The 19,468-nt window shown below is 65.7% G+C and carries 19 protein-coding genes; 12 read left to right on the top strand and 7 right to left on the bottom strand.

What is annotated here, in order from left to right; genetic code table 11:
* Positions 1-70 precede the first annotated feature (70 nt).
* The 4 genes from argS to HTUR_RS15610 are packed head-to-tail and all read right to left on the bottom strand — an operon-like array spanning position 71 to position 4,600.
* Entirely contained in the window at positions 71-1,858 is a 1,788-nt protein-coding gene (gene argS, locus HTUR_RS15625; protein ID WP_012944295.1) for an arginine--tRNA ligase, read from the bottom strand.
* 58 nt (positions 1,859-1,916) lie between these two features.
* Positions 1,917-2,453 carry an NUDIX hydrolase gene (locus tag HTUR_RS15620; RefSeq protein WP_012944294.1) on the bottom strand — a complete coding sequence of 179 codons (537 nt, stop codon included), beginning with the start codon at positions 2,451-2,453 and terminating at the stop codon, positions 1,917-1,919.
* Positions 2,454-2,478: 25 nt separating this feature from the next.
* On the bottom strand, positions 2,479-3,639 hold the full coding sequence (locus HTUR_RS15615) for a pyridoxal-phosphate dependent enzyme (protein WP_012944293.1): 1,161 nt from the start codon (positions 3,637-3,639) through the stop codon (positions 2,479-2,481).
* Position 3,640: 1 nt separating this feature from the next.
* Positions 3,641-4,600: a succinylglutamate desuccinylase/aspartoacylase family protein gene (locus HTUR_RS15610; RefSeq protein WP_012944292.1), complete on the bottom strand. Its 960-nt coding sequence runs from the start codon at positions 4,598-4,600 to the stop codon at positions 3,641-3,643.
* 161 nt (positions 4,601-4,761) lie between these two features.
* Between HTUR_RS15610 and HTUR_RS15605 the strand changes: the two genes are divergently transcribed.
* Positions 4,762-6,150, top strand: a complete 1,389-nt coding sequence (locus HTUR_RS15605; RefSeq protein ID WP_012944291.1) for an MFS transporter — start codon at positions 4,762-4,764, stop codon at positions 6,148-6,150.
* A gap of 79 nt (positions 6,151-6,229) precedes the next feature.
* Here HTUR_RS15605 and HTUR_RS15600 read toward each other — a convergent pair whose 3' ends face one another.
* Positions 6,230-7,759, bottom strand: coding sequence for a stage II sporulation protein M (locus HTUR_RS15600; protein ID WP_012944290.1), 1,530 nt, complete (start codon positions 7,757-7,759; stop codon positions 6,230-6,232).
* Positions 7,760-7,918: 159 nt separating this feature from the next.
* Here HTUR_RS15600 and HTUR_RS15595 point away from each other — a divergent pair, with 159 nt between their 5' ends.
* The gene (locus tag HTUR_RS15595) at positions 7,919-9,184 is read left to right on the top strand and encodes an MBL fold metallo-hydrolase (RefSeq protein ID WP_012944289.1); all 1,266 of its coding nucleotides are present in this window, start codon (positions 7,919-7,921) and stop codon (positions 9,182-9,184) included.
* Positions 9,185-9,387: 203 nt separating this feature from the next.
* Complete coding sequence (locus tag HTUR_RS28805; RefSeq protein ID WP_012944288.1) at positions 9,388-9,561, top strand: hypothetical protein; 174 nt, start codon at positions 9,388-9,390, stop codon at positions 9,559-9,561.
* A 58-nt stretch (positions 9,562-9,619) separates the two neighbouring features.
* On the opposite strand, the gene HTUR_RS15590 is transcribed toward HTUR_RS28805, so the two are convergent.
* Positions 9,620-9,991 (bottom strand): nuclear transport factor 2 family protein, encoded by a 372-nt coding sequence (locus HTUR_RS15590; RefSeq protein WP_012944287.1) that lies wholly within the window; start codon positions 9,989-9,991, stop codon positions 9,620-9,622.
* A 395-nt stretch (positions 9,992-10,386) separates the two neighbouring features.
* On the opposite strand from HTUR_RS15590, the gene HTUR_RS15585 reads away from it, so the two are divergent.
* The 4 genes from HTUR_RS15585 (at position 10,387) to HTUR_RS25630 (ending at position 13,488) form a co-directional block, all read left to right on the top strand.
* Positions 10,387-11,139 carry an Lrp/AsnC family transcriptional regulator gene (locus tag HTUR_RS15585; protein ID WP_012944285.1) on the top strand — a complete coding sequence of 251 codons (753 nt, stop codon included), beginning with the start codon at positions 10,387-10,389 and terminating at the stop codon, positions 11,137-11,139.
* Positions 11,140-11,250: 111 nt separating this feature from the next.
* Complete coding sequence (locus HTUR_RS15580; RefSeq protein ID WP_012944284.1) at positions 11,251-11,754, top strand: DUF367 family protein; 504 nt, start codon at positions 11,251-11,253, stop codon at positions 11,752-11,754.
* Positions 11,755-11,994: 240 nt separating this feature from the next.
* Positions 11,995-13,287 (top strand): RNA-guided endonuclease InsQ/TnpB family protein, encoded by a 1,293-nt coding sequence (locus tag HTUR_RS15575; RefSeq protein WP_012944283.1) that lies wholly within the window; start codon positions 11,995-11,997, stop codon positions 13,285-13,287.
* A 51-nt stretch (positions 13,288-13,338) separates the two neighbouring features.
* Positions 13,339-13,488, top strand: coding sequence for a 50S ribosomal protein L40e (locus HTUR_RS25630; protein WP_008893935.1), 150 nt, complete (start codon positions 13,339-13,341; stop codon positions 13,486-13,488).
* A gap of 137 nt (positions 13,489-13,625) precedes the next feature.
* On the opposite strand, the gene HTUR_RS15570 is transcribed toward HTUR_RS25630, so the two are convergent.
* Complete coding sequence (locus HTUR_RS15570) at positions 13,626-14,243, bottom strand: MBL fold metallo-hydrolase (protein WP_012944282.1); 618 nt, start codon at positions 14,241-14,243, stop codon at positions 13,626-13,628.
* A 188-nt stretch (positions 14,244-14,431) separates the two neighbouring features.
* Between HTUR_RS15570 and HTUR_RS15565 the strand changes: the two genes are divergently transcribed.
* The 5 genes from HTUR_RS15565 (at position 14,432) to HTUR_RS15545 (ending at position 19,275) form a co-directional block, all read left to right on the top strand.
* On the top strand, positions 14,432-14,605 hold the full coding sequence (locus tag HTUR_RS15565) for a DUF5786 family protein (protein ID WP_012944281.1): 174 nt from the start codon (positions 14,432-14,434) through the stop codon (positions 14,603-14,605).
* Positions 14,605-15,192: an endonuclease dU gene (locus HTUR_RS15560; RefSeq protein WP_012944280.1), complete on the top strand. Its 588-nt coding sequence runs from the start codon at positions 14,605-14,607 to the stop codon at positions 15,190-15,192. Before HTUR_RS15565 ends, HTUR_RS15560 begins: the two co-directional genes overlap by 1 nt.
* A 189-nt stretch (positions 15,193-15,381) precedes the next feature.
* Positions 15,382-15,987: a uracil-DNA glycosylase gene (locus HTUR_RS15555; RefSeq protein ID WP_012944279.1), complete on the top strand. Its 606-nt coding sequence runs from the start codon at positions 15,382-15,384 to the stop codon at positions 15,985-15,987.
* A gap of 111 nt (positions 15,988-16,098) precedes the next feature.
* Complete coding sequence (gene hisH, locus HTUR_RS15550) at positions 16,099-16,761, top strand: imidazole glycerol phosphate synthase subunit HisH (protein WP_012944278.1); 663 nt, start codon at positions 16,099-16,101, stop codon at positions 16,759-16,761.
* 1,314 nt (positions 16,762-18,075) lie between these two features.
* The gene (locus HTUR_RS15545; protein WP_049941767.1) at positions 18,076-19,275 is read left to right on the top strand and encodes a Cdc6/Cdc18 family protein; all 1,200 of its coding nucleotides are present in this window, start codon (positions 18,076-18,078) and stop codon (positions 19,273-19,275) included.
* The last annotated feature ends 193 nt before the right edge of the window (positions 19,276-19,468 follow it).

The following is a 19,468-nucleotide window of genomic DNA, read 5'->3' as shown; positions in this document are numbered from 1 at the left end:
ACCGGTCTTTTTGACGCCGTCGACCGCCGTCAGCGGCGCCTGTTGATAGTCGCGAGCGATCCGACCGCCGTCACATCGAGCGCGGCGCTTCGACGCCGAGGATCGACAGCGCGTTGGCGACCGTGTGTTTCGACGCGGCAACGAGCGCGAGTCGGGCCTCCCTGACGTCCGGGTCGACGTCGTCGGAGAGCACCGGACACTCCCGGTAGAAGGCGTTGAACCGGTCGGCGAACTCGCGCGTGTAGGTCGCGATCTGGTGGGGCTCTAAGTCATCGGCTGCCTCGTCGACGACCGCCGGGAACCGCGCGATCGTCTCGAGGAGGTCGTGTTCGGCGTCGGTCTCGAGGAGGTCGGCCTCGAGGGCCTCGAGTTCGACGTCCTGGGCCGCGAGGGCGGTTTCGGGGTCGAGGCCGGCCTCTTCCAGGATCCCACAGCAGCGCGCGTGGACGTACTGGACGTACGGCGCTGACTGGGCCTCGAAGTCCAGCGCCTGGTCCCACTCGAAGGTGATCGCCTTCGTCGGCTGTTTAGAGACGATGTCGTACCGGACGGCGCCGATGCCGACCTGGTGGGCGATGCGCTCGATATCGTCCTCGTTCAGGTCGTCGTCGCGGATGCGGTCGTCCAGGCGGTCCTCGACCTCCTCGCGGGCGCGGTCGATCGCCTCGTCGAGCAGGTCGTCTAAGTCGACGCCCGTGCCGCGGCGCGTCGACATCTTCCCCTCGGGGAGGTTGACGTAGGAGTAGAGCACCTGTCGGAGCCCGTCGGTGTCGTTGCCGAGCAGCTCGAGGGTCGTCCGCAGCTGTCTGGCCTGCAGCTTGTGGTCCTCGCCGAGCACCGTCACCGCGCGGTCGTACTCGTCGAACTTCCACTCGTGGTGGGCCAGGTCCCGCGTGGCGTACAGCGAGGTGCCGTCCGAGCGCAGGAAGACGAGATTCTTGTCGATCCCGTGGTCTTCGAGCTCGAGCTGCCAGGCATCCTCCTCGTAGACGGCCTCGTCGAGTTCCTTCAGCCGAGCGACGAGGTCGTCGGTGTCGCCGTTGCGCATGAACCGGGTTTCCTTGACGAACTCGTCGAACTCCGCGGGGAGTCGCTCGAGACACTCCGTCATTCCACCGAGCACCTGATCGACGACTTCGCTGACTCGCTCGTAGGCCTCGTCGTCGCCCGCCTCGAGGCCCTGCATGATCGACTCGATCTCGGCCTCGGCCTCCTCGACTTCGTCTTCGGGCCCGTTCTCGAGGAAGGCGTTGCCTTTCCGGTAGTAGCGCACGAGGTCGTACTCTTTCCGGTCGCGTTCCGGCTCGCTCTCTAACTCCGCCTCGTCGAAGGTCTCGTAGGACCACGTGAAGACGGCCATCTGCCGGCCGGCGTCGTTGACGTAGTAGTGGCGATCGACGTCGTAGCCGGCGTAGTCGAGCAGGTTCGCGACGGCGTCGCCGATGATCGGATTGCGGGCGCGGCCGACGTGGACTGGACCCGTCGGGTTCGCGCTCGTATGCTCGACGACGACCGAGGTGTCGCGGTCCTCGAGAGCGCCGTAGGTTTCCGCGGTCGCCGTCTCGAGGGTCTCGGCGAGGTAGGCGTCGCTCGGCAGGAAGTTGAGATAGGGGCCCTGTGTCTGTACCTCAGAGACGTAGGTCAGCTCGTCGGCGTCGAGTTCGTCGGCGAGCTGGCCCGCGACCTGCGGCGGCGGCGCGCCGGCCTCGCCGGCGAGTCGGAAGGCCACGCTCGAGGCGAGGACGCTGTCGACGTCTTCCGGCGGTTCTTCGATCCCGAGGTCGTCGGTCGGGAAGTCGAGTTCGGAGAGCGCCCGCTCGAGGGCGTCCTCGACCTCCGCGCGTAAGGCAAGGAACATACCCGCCCGTATTCAGGGCCGAAGTAAAGGAATGTCGGGTTCGCCCGCACGAGGGCGACTAGTCGAAGTACGCCGCGGCCTCCCGGAACCGCTCCTCGTGGACCGGCCGAAACGTCTCGCCGGAGGCGTCGAACTCGCTCGGCGACCAGAACCGGGCCGCGCTCGCGTCGCTGCCCGCGAGCGGCTCCCCGTCGGCGTCGGCCCGGTCGGTGACGTAGTGGACCGTCATCACGTGTTTGCCATCCCGAGGCGCCATCGCGGACGCGCTCAGGATCTCGAGCGCGCCGGGGTCGACGCTGACGCCGGTCTCCTCCTCGAGTTCGCGCGCGGCGGCCGCCGCGGGCTCCTCGCCGATCTCGATGTGGCCGCCGGGGAGGGTCCACTCGCCGACGCCCGGCGGGACCCCGCGTTCGACGCAGAGCACCCTCGCGTCCGCCCGCGAGCGATCGACGATCGCGACGCTCGCACAGGGGACCGGATTGTGCCAGACCACGTCTCCGCAGGCCGGACAGCGCTCGCGCTCGCGGCCGTCGACGGTGGCCGGCTCGAGACGGGTACCGCAGTCGGGACAGAACGTCGGCGGTCGGCTGACCATCTGTTCGGGTTTCGGGACTGGACCCTCAAAGCGTTTTCAGTCCGCTGCCGGTCAGCGGGACGACGACGTCGGCGTCGGCGTCGAGGACATCGTCGTCGCGGTACTGCTCGAGCGCCGCGGGGGCGACCGCGCAGGTCGGTTCGACGTAGAAGCCGCCGCGGTGGAGGCGGTCGAGCGCGGTTTCGATCGGGTCCGCGCCGAGGGCGATGGCGTCGCCGCCGGTCTCCTCGATGGCCCGGAGGATCTCGTCCTTCCGGGCCGGTTCGGCGATCCTGATTCCGTCGGCGATGTCGGCGCCGTCGGTATCTTCGTCCTCCTCGGTCCGCCGTCCGCCGAGTTCGTCGACGATCGGCGCGTAGCCCGTCGCTTGGGCGCCCAGCAACCGGGGCATCCCGTCGACGATTCCGGCCTCGTTGAGCAGGGAAAAGCCGCGGTAGGCGCCCAGGAACAGCGTCCCGTGACCGATCGGAAGCACCACGGCGTCGGGAACGGTCCACCCCTGCTGGGCGGCGATCTCGAAGGCGATAGTCATCGTCCCCGCGTAGAACGCCGGGTTCCAGGCGTGGCTGGCGTACCAGCCCGCTCCTGTTTGTCGCGGGGTGTCCCCGCTCTGTTCGTCCGAGGCGCTTCGTGCCTCGCCCTCGACGGCGTCGATGCAGGCGTCCGTGACGTCCTGTCGGCTCCCCTCGACTCTGACCGGCCGGGCGTCGGCCCGCTGGATGGCCATCAGTTTCGACTGTTTGACGTCCGCCGGCACGTAGATGTCCGCCTCGAGGCCGGCGCGGGCCGCGTAGGTCGCGATCGCGGCGCCGGCGTTGCCCGAGGAGTCCTCGATGACCCGCTCGACGCCGAGTTCGACCGCCCGCGAGAGCGTCGTCGTCGCGCCTCGATCCTTAAAGGAGCCCGTCGGGAACACGTACTCGAGTTTGAACTGGGCGTCCCAGTCGGGCGCGTCAACGAGAGGGGTAAACCCCTCGTGGAAGGTCACGTGCTTCTCGATGGGCAGGAACTCGAAGAACGTCCAGAGGCCCTCGGTCGTATCGAGGCGCTGCAGCGGCAGGGGATCGCCCTGCGGGTGCGGCCGTTCGGTGAACTCGAGGGCGTGGCCGCAGGCACAGCGCCACGGTTCGGTCGGGCCGGCCTCGTAGACGGTCTCGCAGTTCGGACAGATGAGATCGGACGCCATGTCAGTAGTCGTCGATATCGGTGGCGACCGAGCAGACGTACTCGCCGCTTGCGACCTGGGGCAGCCGCCGAGTCCGCCAGAGGATCCCGTCGCTATCGGCGGTCACCTCGGCCTTCCGTTCGCCGAAGGGCGTCGTCAGTTCGAACAGCAGATCGCCGCGGCGGACGCGTTCGCCCAGGTCCCGCTCGAAGGAGATCAAGCCGCCGCCGGGCGCGCCGTACTGTTCGAACCCGTTGGCCCGGGTCTGGGTCTCGACTGTCGTCTCTCCCTCGAGAAAGCCGTAGTAGTTCAGGACGTTGAACACGCCCTCGACGCCCTTGCGGATGCTCTCCTCGTCCCAGCCGACGGCCCCGCCGAGTTCGGGATCGACGGTCGGGATCCCCTCGTCGGGCGCGGCGCGGGCCAGCTGGCCGTCGGGCCCCTTCTGGTCGAGGATGTAGCCACAACCGAAGACCTTCGCGAGTTTGAGACAGTCGTCATGAAGGCGGTGGCGCTTCCCACAGCGCACCCGGACCTCGTCGATCATCCGGCTGGTCGAGCCCTGATGGAGGTCGAGGATCAGATCGGCCTGCGTCGCGACCTCGAACGTCGCGGCCGCGATCCGCTCGCTCGAGGTGCCGGCCTCGTTGCCGGGGTAGGCGCGGTTCATCTTCGTGTCGTCGATCGGATTCCGGTGTTCGGCGACCTGGAACGCGTGATAGTTGACGATCCCGACGATCAGGATCGTCCCGGTGATTTCGGCGGGATCGAGCTGCGGGACGACGCGCTGGAGAACGCCGACGCCGTTGAGTTCGTCGCCGTCGCTCGCCGCCTGCAGATAGAGCGTCTTTCCCGCACGGGCGCCGTTGATCACGGCGACCGGTAACCCGAACGAGCTCCCGTCCCGGGTTTCGCCGACCTCGAGACGGCCCGTGTCCATCTCGCCGGGGGCCGCACTCGCCGTTCCGAGCGTCGTCGTCATGTCCCTGTGGACGGACCCGTTCGCCTTTATTGGTTCGGTGTTCGCCAGCGAGCGGGCAGTTCCGACGGTATCGCTTCGACGTGGCGCCCCGTCGACCGCAGAAAACAACGGCCCGTCAGCGGTGGAAAACAACGAAGTTGCTCGGACGCTCACGCCAAACTATGAGTCTCGAGCGGGACGCTCCCGAGACCGAGAAGGCCGATCCGCTGGACGCCTACCGGCAGTTCTTCGCGCTCGAGCGCGACGTGCTGGTCCTCTCGGCGGCGATGTTCGCGTTCAGCCTCGGCTTCCAGATGACCAGCCGCTACATGGCCGAATACATGTACGCGCTGGGGGCGTCGGCGTTCGTCGTCGGCCTGTTCGGGACGGTCGGAAACGTCATCAGCGCCGTCTACCCCTATCCGGGCGGGGCGATCTCCGATCGCATCGGCTCGCGGTACGCGCTGACCGCCTTCGGCCTGTGTTCGACGATCGGCTTCGGAATCTGGCTGGCCGTCCCCCTGTTCGCCGACGTTTCCGTCGGCGCCACGTCGCTCGCGGTCGTCGCGATCTTCGTCGGCCTGTTCTTCTCCCAGGCCTGGAAGTCGTTCGGGCTGGGCGCGACGTTCGCCATCGTCAAGCAGGCGGTCCCGCCGTCCCAACTGGCCGCCGGCTTCGCGAGCACCGAGACGTTCCGTCGCACCGCCTTTCTGGTCGGTCCGCTGCTCGCCGCCGCGCTGTTCTACCCGTTCGGCTCGAGCGACGCCGACGTGCGGGTCGCCTTCCAGCTGATCTTGCTCGTCGCCGTCATCTTCGGCGTCGTCGGCACGATCGTCCAGCACGTCCTCTACGAGGCCGAGGAGGACAGCATCGGAACGGAGTTCGAGGGCCTTTCGCAGGTCGCCGCCGATCTGCGGGCGATGCCCGACGAACTCCGACCGCTGCTGGTCGGCGACACCCTCGTCCGCTTCGCCAACGGGATGGTCTACGTCTTCTTCGTCATCGTCGTCACCCGGTTTCTCGAGGTCGGGCTCACCCTCTCACTGCCCGCGGCAGGCATCCTCGAGCTCTCACCTCAGTCGTACTTCGGCGTCCTGCTCGGGATCGAGATGCTCGTGGCCCTGCTGACGATGATCCCGGTCGCGAAAGCCGCCGAGCGGATCGGGCTGAAGCCGGTCGTCGCGCTGGGCTTTTTCGTCTACGCGATCTTCCCGATCCTGCTGATCAACGCGCCGACGGAGAGCGCGGGCGCCCTCACCCTCGCCGTGCTCTTCGCCTTCTCCGGGCTGCGCTTCGCGGGCCTTCCCGCCCACAAGGCGCTGATCGTCGGTCCGGCCGAACAGGGTGCCGGCGGACGCGTCACGGGCACCTACTACCTCCTGCGGAACCTGATCGTCATCCCCAGCGCCGCGCTGGGCGGCCTGCTCTGGGGCGGGTTCTCGAACCCGCTCTCCGGCCGGGAACTGTTCGCCGGTTCGCCGACGCTCGCCTTCTCGATCGCGACCGTCGTCGGACTGATCGGCACCGCCTACTTCCTCCTGTTCGGCGAGGAGTTCGAGGCCTACGCCTGATCGAGACGCTCCGTTACTGAAGCGCCCGAGGCTCGAGACGTGCTAGATCGCAGGGGACGTAGGGGGCGGCCAGCGGGCGTTAGAGCAGCAGGTCGTAGTAGTACGGGCTCACGAAACCCTCGATGACCGCCGCGACCGCCAGCAGGACGCCGACGCCGACCAGCACCCAGAACGCCCACTCGAGTGCGTCGGCGAGGTCCGTTCGGCTCGCGTCCCTGCGAAGGGTTCGCCAGCCGGTCAGCCCGAGCCGGATCCCCAGCGCCGAGGCGATGAAGATCGCCGGAATCTCGAAGATCCCGTGGGGGACGACGAACGCGAGCAGTTCCATCGGCTCGACCTCGGTTCGCGCGAAGACGCCCATCGCGAGCCCGTTGAACAGCAGCGAGGCGACCGCGGGTATCACCAGCACGACGCCGGATAACGCCGTCGTGAGCGCGACCAGCCAGTTGTTGGCGAAGAACTCGAGGGTCGCCGCGAGCGGGTTGTGATCGATCAGACGAGCCGAGATCGACGTCTCGACGGTGCCCTCGACCGGCGCCGCGGCCGCCCAGCCGGCCCAGAAGCCGCCGAGGGCGAGCGCAACCACGAGGGCGTGTGTTCCGGGGGTCTCGCGGACGAACGCGACCATCTCGGACCAGCCGTACCGAACGCCGTCTCGCAGCTGTCCGCCGAGGGACCGCACCGGCGCGGTCGGCGGCTCGAGGCGCCGTCGGTAGTCGTTGTAGACGGCCGTCTTCAGGAGGTCGAGCGCCGGGAACACGACCAGCGGCGTCACCAGCGACAGCAGGGTGGCGACGTCGACGAACGTGATAACCGCCGAGAACACCGCGAGCGCGATCGTCGTCCCGAGCGCGACGGCGTAGTAGACGCCCGCCTCGAGGGGCTGCGATCGGATGAATCCGACGGCGTTCGTCACCGCGTCGGCCACGGTCGTGTCGTCGACGACGACGGCGACCGACGCGAACGCGAATACCGCGCGGACCGAAAGCAGCGCGGCGAGGACCACGAGCCCGGCGACGGCGCCGACGAGGAACGCGGGCCCGCCCGAGCCGGTCGACAGCACGACGATGCCGGCGACGATCCCCACGCCCAGCCCGATCGTCAGCAGGACGGCGAGCCACGCCAGCAACTCGAGGAGATAGAGTCCGAGGAACCGCAGCCAGTAGCGGCGCGAACCCGCGAACCCGGCCGCCACCCCTCGGTTCCCGCGAAGCCGCGCGGAGCAGGCCGTCAGCTGTCCGGCGGCAACGGCCGCGTACAGGACGATCCACACGATGAGCGCCACGCCGAACGTCACGACGGCCAGCAGAATCAGCGTCGGCGTGAACAGCTGGTCGACGAGCGTGTCGAACTGGCTGGCCCACGCTTCGAACGCCTCGGGGTCGGCGTTCGGATCCGGCGGCTCGGTGTTCAGGTTCCGTAGCTCCGCGACGATCGTCGCGAGTCGGTCGGTCGTCGCGAGGTAGACGTAGGCGATCGCCATCGCGAGAAACGGGACGACGCGAGCGATCGCGGGGACTGCGGCACCGAGAACGTACCAGGGGAGGAGATCGCCCGGTCGGCGACGAACTGCGTTGACGGCCGCGCCGACGGCCTCTGAGAGGGACATACCGATCGTTCGTCGGTGTGTCAGTTAAATGGACCTCTCTTCCGGAACGACAGTTGGGCGAGTTCGACGCCGTCGGGTCGGCCGCGCGGTGAGCGGCCGCAGATTCCGCGGCGGCACCTGCGCGGCGAGACTTACGTCGCGGGCTCTCGTAGGACGCGTATGGTCACCACGCTCTCGGCCGACCGACTCGCCGAACTCGTCGACGGGGACGACGCGTTCGCCCTCGTCGACACCCGGCCCGAGGACAGCTACGAGTCCTGGCACGTTCCGGGCGCGGTGCACTTCCCTTTCGGCCCAGAGGAGGAACTGGACGACCGCCTCGAGGCGTTCGAAGACGCCGTCGGCGACGTCGATCGCGTGATCACGATCTGCGCGAAGGGAATCTCGTCTGGCAACCTGGCGGCCCGACTCGAGTCGGCCACCGACGCGTACGACGTGGCGACGGTCGACGGCGGGATGACGGGCTGGAGCGGCGTCTACGAGCACGTCGAGATCGACGTCGGCGGTGACGGTTCCGGAGCCGCGACGGACGCCCCGACGATCGTCCAACTCCAGCGGCGGGCGAAGGGCTGTCTGGGCTACGTCGTCGGCTGTCCGGCGACGGGCGAGGCGATCGTCGTCGACCCGACGGACGATATCGACGAGTACGAGGTCGCCGCGGAAGAGGCCGACCTGACGATCGCCGGCGTCGTCGACACCCACGTCCACGCCGACCACGTCTCCGGCGGTCGGGAGTTAGCCGACAGTCTCGCGGTCCCCTATTATCTCGGCGCGCGAGCGGCCGACCGCGGCGTCGACTACGAGTTCACGCCGCTCGAGCGAAACGAGGTCCTCGACGTCGGCGACCTCGAAATCAAGGCGCTCTCCGCGCCAGGCCACACCAGCGAGATGATCACTCTGCTCGTCGACGGCGCGGCGTTGCTGACCGCCGACACGCTCCACGTCGACTCGGTCGGGCGGACCGAACTCGAGTTTAGTGAGAGCGAGGCGGGTAGCGCCTCGGAAGCAGCGAGTAGCGCGGAACGAAGTTCCGCGGACAGTCACGCGGCGATGCCGCGAGACGACGGTGAAACCGCGAGCCACGAGGGGGCGGAAGGTGCCGAGATGCTCTACGAGACGCTCCACCGGACGCTCCTGGCCGAACCCGAGGACGTCGTCATCCTGCCGGGCCACGTCACCGTCACCGCCAGTGGTGAGTTCGAACACAGCCGGCCGGGCGAACCGGTCGCGACGACCGTCCGCGAGGCGCGTACCGGAATTGATCTGCTCGACCTTGAGGAGGAGGCATTCGTCGAGCGCATGGCCGACGTCGGCGAGAAGCCGGCGAACTACGAGGCGATCATCGACCTGAACCGCGGCCGCGAGGAGCGACCGCCCGAGGATCGCACGGAACTCGAGTTGGGGCCGAACAACTGTTCGGCCTGAGTACCGCTCCGAGCGGCGACTCGAGCGCCGTCGGTCCGTCGTCCTCGAACCCGAGGGTTCCGCTCGTCGCCGATTCGACTCGAGCGCCTCGAGGCCTCTCGGATCGCCGACCGCTCGATCACGCCGATCACCGATCGTACCGTCCAATTTCTCTGAGAATTCGTTATATACTCACGTGGCATACGATAACACGGTGAAGAGTAATGCAGGTCACAGCGATCCGAGAAGTTGAATGTCCGGAGTGTACGAAGCGAACGACCATTTCGGTCCCCCGCGACGGGGTCGAACTGAAACCCAGCCGCTCTCGAAAGGCGTTCGGCGACCACACGAAGGTAACATGTGCGAACGGCCACTCGTACTGGGTGTACTTCTGCTAGCGCGGCCGATTCGGCGGCTACCGACTCACGAGACGTGACGGTCCGAGGCCCTCCCGCGTTACCGCGAGTACGTCTCGAGTCGCTCGATCCGATCGTCCGCGAACTCGAAGAAATCAGCGAACTCGAACAGCGCCCGCTCCCCGTCGGCGTCGAGGACGCGGCCGTGGACCGCGACGCGGTCGTCGCCGCCCTCGGCGTCGGCGACGACGGCCTCGAGGTCGTGGCTGGTGTCGGGGTTGGGCCGAGCGTCGCGCATGAAGCGGACGAACGCCGCCCGGTCCTCGAACGTCCGGTCCGGCCGGCGTTGGACGAAATCGGGCGCGATGAGGTCCTCGAGAGCGGCGTAGTCGTGGTCGTCGAGGGCGTCGTAGTAGCGGCGGACGAGCGACGCGGCGTCCGGATCGTCGACCGGATTCGGCTCCGTGTCCATACCGAACCGTTCGGCGCCACCGTCAAAAGAACTCGACGTTCCCGCTCGGACTCTAGTCAGTCCCCTTCCTCGGTACCCAGCAGCCGTTCGCGCATGCTCCGCTTCCGAGCCGTCTCCGCGAGGAGTACCGAACGCTCGACGTCATCGAGGACGGCCGTCACCATCACCCGAGGACGGCCGTCACCGTCACCGGACCGAACGCGAGCGTCGGGACGCCGACCACTCGGTTGACGTACTCCCCGAAGCCGTACATCGTCTCGCGATCGATCGTTACTGATCGATCAAGGTCGGTGCCGGAATTGTGCGGTTACGTATGCCCCGCCGGAATCGAAGTCGGCGCCACAACCGCGTACCGAATCGGAACACTGTATGAACGGCGGCGCGGAACGCAGGACATGGATTACCGTCTCGACGAAATCGACCGGCGGATCATCCACGAGTTGATGTCGGACTCCCGGAACGTCTCGGCGCCGACGATCGCCGACGAGGTGAACGTCTCTCCGGGCACGATTCGGAATCGAATCTCGAAGCTCGAGGCCAACGGCATTATCACCGGCTATCACGCCACCGTCGATTTCGAGCGAGCCGACGGTCGCCTGGCGAACCTGTTCATGTGCAACGCACCGGTTTCCGAGCGGGAAACGATCGCCCAACAGGCGCGGATCGTCGCCGGCGTCGTCAACGTCCGCGAACTGATGACCGGGCGACGAAACCTGCACGTGCTCGCGGTCGGCGCGGACACGGACGACCTGCGACGCATCGCGCGGTCGCTCTCGGACCTGGGCCTCGAGATCGAAGACGAAGTCCTCGTTCAGAACGAAATGTGGCAGCCGTACGCACCGTTCGGTCCCGACGAGGGGACGAATCGCGAGCGGATCACGGACTTCGTCAGCCTGTCGGGCGACGCCGAAGTTGCCGAGGTCACCGTCGACGCCGAGGCGCCCATCGCCGATCTGACCCTCGAGCACGCGGTTCGACAGGAGATCCTCCCCGAGGAGAGCCTCGTGATCGCGATCGAGCGGGGCGACACCGTCCTGACGCCACACGGCGATACGACGATCAGAGCCGACGACATCGTCACCGTGTTCTCGCGCGGCGGGATCGGCTCGAAGACGCTCGACGCGCTCCGGCGCGACGGACCGTCGTGACGCTCGTCTCGAACCTGCGGCCGGACACCGCTGGCTCGAGGACCGACTCGCTCCGCGGTTCGTGGCCCGCGTTCCGCGGTGTTTTTCTCCCGCTGCGTCCAACCTCCCGGCGTGGAGTGTCACGTCTACTACGAGGGCGACGACGACCCGAAGAAGTGCACCGCGAAGCGCCTCGAGAAGTTCGACGAGGCGACCCTCTACCGGTCGATGGGGCAGGTGCCCTACGGCGTCGTCCTCAACCCCCACGCCGAGCGGGCGCTGTCGCCGGCCGACGCCGAGGAGGGGCTGGGGACGCTGGTCGCGCTGGACTGCTCGTGGGAGTCCGCCGAGGCGGCGTCGTTCAAAATGCGCGGCGTCCATCGGGCGCTGCCCTTCCTCGTCGCCGCGAATCCGGTCAACTACGGCCGGCCGTTCCGACTGACGACCGTCGAGGCGCTGGCTGCCGCCTGTTGTATCTTCGGCGACCGAGAGCGGGCCGAGGAACTCCTCGAGCCGTTTCGCTGGGGGGAGACGTTTCTGACGCTCAACGAGGAACCCCTCCGTCGGTACAGCGAGTGCGCCGACTCGAGCGAGGTCGTCGCGGTCCAGGAGGAGTATCTGGCCGACGAGGAGTGATCGGCGGCGCGCTACGTGGCCCGACGGTCTCCGGAGGGATTCGCTGTGGCCGGCAGATGGCTTCGCCCGTGATAGGCGCGGACGCCGAAGTGCCGTCACAGCGGTAGCAGCGCGGAATCCCACGGCTTTAGCCGTGGGAGGAAGCGCGTCACTTGTGAGTACAACCACGCTTCTAGCCACGACTGACTCCCGAACATAGTCAAAACTATTAATAAAGAAAATCGTCACAATGTGACGTATATGGCGTGGAAGGTCACACGCACTGTCCGAGTCCGACTCGAGGTGCCCGACGACCGCAAGAGCGACCTCCACGCCACTAACGACCGCTTCCACTACTGCGCAAACCGCACCAGCGAGTGGGCGTGGCGCTACCCAGACGAGGACTGCATCACGAGCAAGTCAAAAGCCGAAGACGCCCTCTACGAAGACCTCCGCGAGGAAACCGACTATCTCCACGCCAACCTCGTCCAGAAGGCCATCAAACGCGCCATCAAAGACATCGACAACGCGGTAGACAGGCTTGCAGACGCGGAAAACGTCAGCCAACCCGAGTACACGACGTTCAGTCTCGTCTACGACAAGCGTGCCGCCACGTACCACCGCGACCATGTCAGTCTCGCCACGCCCAACGGCCGTGTCGAATGCGAGTACGACCTCCCGGAGAACCCTGAAGGCACCCCTCACGGCGAGTACCTGCTCAACGAGGATTACTCGTTCAGTACGAGCACCGTCCACTACGATAGCGAAGCCGACGAGTTCTACCTTAATGCGGTGATGAAGCAGGAATTCGACGTTGAGAGTCCTGAGAAAGCCGAGGATTCGAAAGTCCTCGGCGTGGACTGTAACGTCGACGACCACATCGCCGTTACTTCAACGGGCAAGTTCGTCGGTAATGCGGACTACCTTAACCACCAGCGTCGTGAGTTCGAGAAACGGCGTGCTAGCCTCCAGCAAATGGGTACGCGTAGTGCCCATCTGACCTACCAGCGTATCGGTGATCGGTTCGGACGGTGGAGCCGTGACTCCCTCCATCGCGTATCCAAAGAAATCGTTCAAGAAGCCTGCCGCCACGACTGCACGCACATCGCATTCGAGAACTTGGAACGGATTCGAGAGCACATCAGCGACAGCAAGAAGTTCCAGCAGTGGGCGTTCAACGCCGTCCAGACGCAGGTTGCGTACAAGGCCGAAGAGTATGGTATCGTCGTGAAGACGGTGAACCCGCAGTACACGAGCCAGCAATGCTCGAAGTGTGGCTGTACGCTTGAGGAGAACCGCGATGGCCAACACTTCGAGTGTCTTGACTGCTCCTATACGGCGAATTCGGATTACAATGCAGCGAAGAACGTAGCACGGAAGCTCGCGCTCAAGCTCCAGCGGGGGCAGAAGTCCCCCACTGGAGGGGCGTTCTGTCAGTACGCCCTGAAGTCAGGGACAATGACCGTGAACGCCAGCGATGTGGCGTCCGACACCTACGTGTCGGCAGAACGGGAGTCCACTGACAAGCCCACCGCTTCAGCGGTGGGTAGCTGACGAAGCCATACAATCACAGCGATTATATGCACCACTGGCTAACGGGCCGGTATGCCAAGTTTCGACGCCGCCGAGAAACGGACGCTCGAGAAGATGATCTGCATGCGCTGTAACGCCCGCAACTCCCCGGGAGCTGACCGCTGTCGCAAGTGCGGCTACAAGAACCTCCGCCCCAAGGCGAAGGAACCCCGCGCAGCATAACGCGGACTCTCCGTTTTCGTTCTCTCAACACGCGCTCCTCGAGTGGCGACTGTGCGCCCCTTTGAATGGCGACTACGCTTCGAGTGCAACCGCGCCGTCGAAATCACGGGTGCGCGAAACGGGCGTCTCCGGTACGCTCACTCGTCGGGATACTTCGGTTCGCGCTTCTCCGCTCGCTCGAGCGCCGTCGCCACGACGTCCCGGACGTCCCCGTGGAAGACGCCGCCGTGGCCGGCGTACATATGTTCGACGTCTTCGGGCATCCGCTCGAGGAGGTCTTCGATGCTCTCGATGAGCCGTTCGCGGGACTGGCCGGCCATGTCGGTGCGGCCGAAGCTGCCGTAGTCGAAGGCGCCGTCGTCGTGGACGACCACGTCGCCCGAGAACAGCGACGACTCGGAGACGAAGGAGACGTGGTCATCCGCGTGTCCGGGCGTGTAGACCACGTCGAACGCCTCGTCGCCGATGGTAACGGTGTCGCCGTCCTCGATCGCGTCGGTGCGGGTCGGGTGGTCGTCGTAGGCGTAGACGTCGGGATCGAAGGCGTCGACGACGGCCTCGAGTCGCTCGACGTGATCGCCGTGTTGGTGGGTCATGACGACGCTCTCGACGTCGTCGACGTGGCTCCGGATCTCGTCGACGACGCCGTCCCACGCGCCGGCGTCGACCAGCGTCGCCGTTCCGTCCTCACCGACCGTGAGGAATGCGTTGCAGGTGAACGTCTCCGCGTCCTCGGTGACGTGATGGACCTCCATACGGGATGGCTCGAGGGCCGGCCTCAAAAACGGTTGCGTCGCGGTCGCTCGCTGTTGTCTGCTGTCGCAGGTCGCTCGCGGGCCGTCGGGTGTCGGCCAACGACCGCAGCGTGTTCTAGCGATAACATAACCGCAGATAAACAGGTAACCACGAAATTTTTCAATCGTAAGCCCGAAGAGATCACTGTATGGGATTCGGGAGCTACGACGAATCCGAGCAACAGGAAGTCGACGCTGATTTTGACGACGACGACGCGGTGAAATCCGACGAGAACAGCCACGAAGGAACGATCGAGTTCGAAAACGGTGCGTCCAGCGACGAACTGCTCGATCGGCTCAAAGAAATCAAAGACGAGACCTGATGAAGCCCGGGGTGCGGGCGCTGGGCATCGCCGAGTCGTTTCGTCGCGACGCGGACCGAAGCACGCTCGCTGGTGCCGTCGTCCGTGCCGACCGCGTCCTCGACGGACTGGCCTATCGTCGGTGTACCGTCGGCGGCACCGACGCGACCGAGGCCGCTGTGGAACTGGTCGCCGAGTTGGGTCGCCCCGACGTCCGGTACGTCCTGCTCGGCGCCGTCGCACCCGCGTGGTACAATTTTCTCGACCCGTCTCGCGTCCAGGAGGCTGCCGATCGGCCGGTGATCGCCGTCACCTTCGAGGCGAGCGACGGCCTCGAGGCCGGCCTCCGAGACGCCTTCTCCGGACGGGAACTCGAGGAGCGCCTCGAGACCTACCGCTCGCTTCCGGACCGTCGCGAACTGTCGGTCAACGGCGAGACCGTCTACGTGCGCCACTGCGGCTGCGATCGCGACGAGGCGGCCGCGGTCGTGCGCGCGTTCACGCCCGACGGCGGTCGTCCGGAGCCGATCCGAGTCGCGAGGGCGGCCGCTCGAGCGGGCGATTCGTTCGTCGGATCGCTCGAGACTGACGAAGAGGATCCGACGTAACCCGACTGGAATTGGATACGCGATAGCAGTCCAGACGATTCACCGCTGGGTGGGACTGAAAGGGGCTTTCACCACGTTTGCGGTCACGAATTCTGCGATGACGGACCCCACGCGAGTGAACGAGCCGATAGCTTCGAGTACGAGGTGTATCCCGAAAGACGTAGGAGGCGACCGCCTGTCTCGGACCGTATGGACGAGTCGGAAGCGATGGACGGCCTCTGCGTGACCGAGTGTACGCGCTGTCCGAAACTCGTGGACTCCCGGAGTCGGATCGTCAACGGCGTCGGGCCCGAGGACGCCGACCTGCTGTTCGTCGGCGAGGGACCCGGGGCCAACGAGGACGAACAGGGCGAACCCTTCGTCGGACGCAGCGGCACCGTCCTCGACGACGGCCTGCGAACGGTCGGGCTGGATCGGACGGACGTCCGCATCACCAACTGCGTACGCTGTCGGCCGCCGGAGAACCGCGACCCCACGAAAGACGAACTCGCGAACTGTCGGAGCTACCTCGAGACGGAGATCGAACGCCTCGATCCGGACGTGATCGTCACGCTGGGGAAAGTCCCCAGCGAGCACCTGCTCGAGCGCTCGGTGGCCGTGACCAAGGAGGCCGGCTCGCTCGAGGAGGTCCGAATCAACGGGATGCCACAGCGAGTCCTCCTCTGTGTCCACCCGGCGGCGACGCTGTACGACCGCAGCCAGGAGGAGACCTTCGAGAACGCGCTCGAGCGGGCGGCGGAGCTGGCGGATGTCGGCGACGGCGACAGCGGACAGACGCGACTCGACGGGTTCTGAGCGTTGTGTTTCCGACCGATCAGAGCAGCACGCCAGCGCTCGAGACTACGCACTCGTGCTCGAGACTGCGCGAACAGTAATTGACTTCAACGCGCCGCACCGAGTACCGGTATGAGCACGCTTTCGACTTCCAGCGAGCAGTCCCTCGCCTCGGTCGTCGTCGTCGACTACGGTCTGGGGAACCTCCGGAGCGTCACTCGCGGTCTCGAGCGCGCGGGCGCCGATGTCGAGATCACCGACGATCCGGACGCCTTCGCCGACGCGGACGGCGTCGTCCTCCCCGGCGTCGGCGCGTTCCGCGAGGGCGTCGAGAACGCCGATCCGCTCCGCGAGGACCTCCTCGAGGTCGCCGAGAGCGGCACCCCGCTGTTCGGGATCTGCCTCGGCATGCAGATGCTGCTGACGACCAGCGAGGAGGGCGAGAACGACGGCGAGTCGGCCGTCCAGGGACTGGATCTGATCCCGGGCACCAACGTCCGCTTTGCGGAGGGCCAGAAGGTGCCCCACATGGGCTGGAACGAACTGGACGTTCAGCGCGACCACCCGCTCGTACAGGGTGTCGACGGCCAGTACGCCTACTTCGTTCACTCCTATTACGCCGTCCCTGACGACGAGAACGCGGCGGTCGCGATGACCGACTACGAGCGCGAGTTCCCCTCGATCGTCGCCAACGAGGAGGGGACCGTCTTCGGCACGCAGTTCCACCCCGAAAAGAGCGGGGAGACGGGGCTGCAGATCCTGCGGAACTTCGTCGAGATCTGCGCCGACGAGTGATCCTGTCGCGGTTTGCACCGAAGAGTAATCGCGACTCGACTGCTCGAGTTCTCTCGGACAATCATCGCTCGGTTGGCTGCTCGTTGTTCGGCTGTTCGATTCTGCTTGCCGTCTGACTGTTCGATTGCCGTTCGTCGTTGTTCGGTCGACGTTCGCGGACGTTCGACTGTCGTTCAGTGCTCGATCTTCGAAAGCGTCTCGAGGATGTGTTCGCTATTTCGACATTATCTACGCGAGAGTAGTGGGTAGACTCGAGAGACACACCCCTCGTTGCCGCTGTATAGGTCCGAGAGATCCCGCGTCGCTCGAGAAAACGCCGGAATCGGCTGTGAACGACTGCTGGACCGCTTTCAGTCGCCTGTTTGAATCCATGACTAATCACCACTACTAAATACTAGTTCTGTGTTAGCGTCCATTGAGTGTATTGGACGATTTGCCGTCCAATCGGTATTGGACGAGGACTCGCCGCTCGAGGCGAACTCCACCCTTCGTTCTGGATCGACGGTCGGAATCGCCGATTCTCTCGGTGTTTCGGTTACTGCTTCAATCGCCGAGTTCGTCACGGCGCTTCAACCAGCAGCTCCGTCGATGATTCTCCTGGAGCTGACGCTATCGAGCTGACCGCGGTTGCTGTCACCGTCCGTCTCGGTACGTTCGCCGAGCGCTATTGACTGGTTTCCACACCGCCGTGGCTCCATGAGTGCCCCCACCCGACCCTGCCCGACTCTACCCCATCCACCCCGCCTCACCCTCGCTTCGAGTCGACACCCACCGTCACACCGTTACAGCGGCACCGCGGGGTGTGTGTCTCCGCATACAGCGGCACCGCGGTGTGGAAACCGAACGGTGCAGTTCCGATAGAAACTCTTTTTATCCGATACAGCGGAACTACGGTATCCGCCCCGTTCATCGGTTCGGTTCCGATACCCCCGGTGACGGCCGCGTGGCTCCCTCTCTGTTGCGGTCGAGCGGGCGCCGGCCGTCGCGTGTGACCCACCGGCATACAGCGGCACTCCGGGGTCCCCCGACGGATATCGCGGTAATTCGGCGTCGCTATACAGCGGAACCGCGGGGTGTGGCCGCAGTTATACAGCGGCACTCCGGGGTCGCCTCCGCAGTCGCTCTCCCGCCGGTCGCCACGGGTCGTTCCGAAATCGATACAGCGGAACCGAGCGATGCGTCACCGACTATACAGCGGCACTCCGGGGTGTGATTATCACCGTTCGGGATCTCTCTCGAGGAAATCTCGTCTATACAGCGGCACTTCGGTTCCGAGCGTTTAAGGTGCTACGGCGTACTGTCCCTAGTACCTGAATGTCGGATTCGATGGATTACTTCGGCAGCGAGAACGAGATCTTCCGGAACAAGGAGCTCCTGCAGGTCTCGCACCTCCCGGACGGCGATCGGATCATCGGCCGCGAGGACGAACTAACGAACCTCGCGAACGCGATCAAACCGGCCACGCGGGGGAACACGCCGAACAACGTGCTCGTCTACGGAAAGACGGGAACCGGGAAATCCCTCTGTTCGAAATTCATCACGAATCAGGCGATCGAACGCGCGGAGGACAACGACGTCTCGATCGGCGTCGCGTACGTCGACTGCCTGCAGGAATCGACGGAGACCCAGGCCGTCCAGTCGGCCGGCCATCAGCTCAACGACCACGCCGAGACCGACGTCTCGATCCCCCACTCGGGGCTGAGCACGGCCGAGTACTACCGTCGCCTGTGGCACATCGTCGACACCCGCTACGACGTCGCCCTGATCATCTTAGACGAGGTCGACAAGATCGAGGACGACGACATCCTGATGCAACTCTCGAGAGCCGTCGAATCCGGCAAACTCACCGAGAGCACGGTCGGCGTCATCGGCATCTCGAACAAGGTCCGCTACAAGGACTCGCTGGACGAGCGGATCAAGTCCAGCCTCTGTGAACGCGAGTACGTTTTCTCACCCTACGATGCGACCCAGATTCGCGAGATCCTCCGCTCCCGGTCGGACGCGTTCCACGAGGGCGTCCTCGAGGACGGCGTCATCCCACGTGTAGCCGCGCTCGCGGCCCGCGAACACGGCGACGCGCGGAAGGCGATCGACATCCTCCGGTTCGCCGGCGAGATCGCCGAGGAGAACGCCCTCGAGACCGTCACGGAGTCCTGCGTCGATCAGGCCCACGAGCGCGAGGAGACCAGCCGGCTGGCCGAACTCATCTCCAAGAGCCCCAGCCACGCGAAACTCGTCCTCGAGGCGATGGCGCTGCTGACCCAGCAGAAGGAGGGCGACGACGCGCCCGTGACGACCAACGAGGTCTACGATCTCTACAAGCGCCTCTGCGACCGCGACGGTTCCGAACACCTGAAGCTGCGCCGGATTCGGGACATCCTCTCGGAGCTCGAGTTCCTCTCGATCATCGACCAGGAGCGCAAGTGGGCCGGGAAGGGGAAGGGCAACTACATGGAAAACCGGTTGATCGACGATCCCGAGGTCATCATCGCCGCCTGTAACGAGTCCGACTAGCAGCGATTTTCGGCGGTACGTCTCGAGGCGAACGAAAACCTATCGAACGAGACTCGAGGCGAACGGAGGATGACTCGAGAATTGTTCTACTACCGTGGCAACGGGGATTGCCACTTCCTCCCCAACCGATTCGCTCGCTACGCTCGCTCATCCAGAGGAAGGCGCTTCGCGACTTCCAGACCTTCACTCACAG

This window comes from Haloterrigena turkmenica DSM 5511, from assembly GCF_000025325.1.
GTDB classification, from domain to species: domain Archaea; phylum Halobacteriota; class Halobacteria; order Halobacteriales; family Natrialbaceae; genus Haloterrigena; species Haloterrigena turkmenica.
The sequence above is the reverse complement of the archived record's forward strand: the minus strand, read 5'-3'. Positions and strand labels throughout refer to the sequence as shown.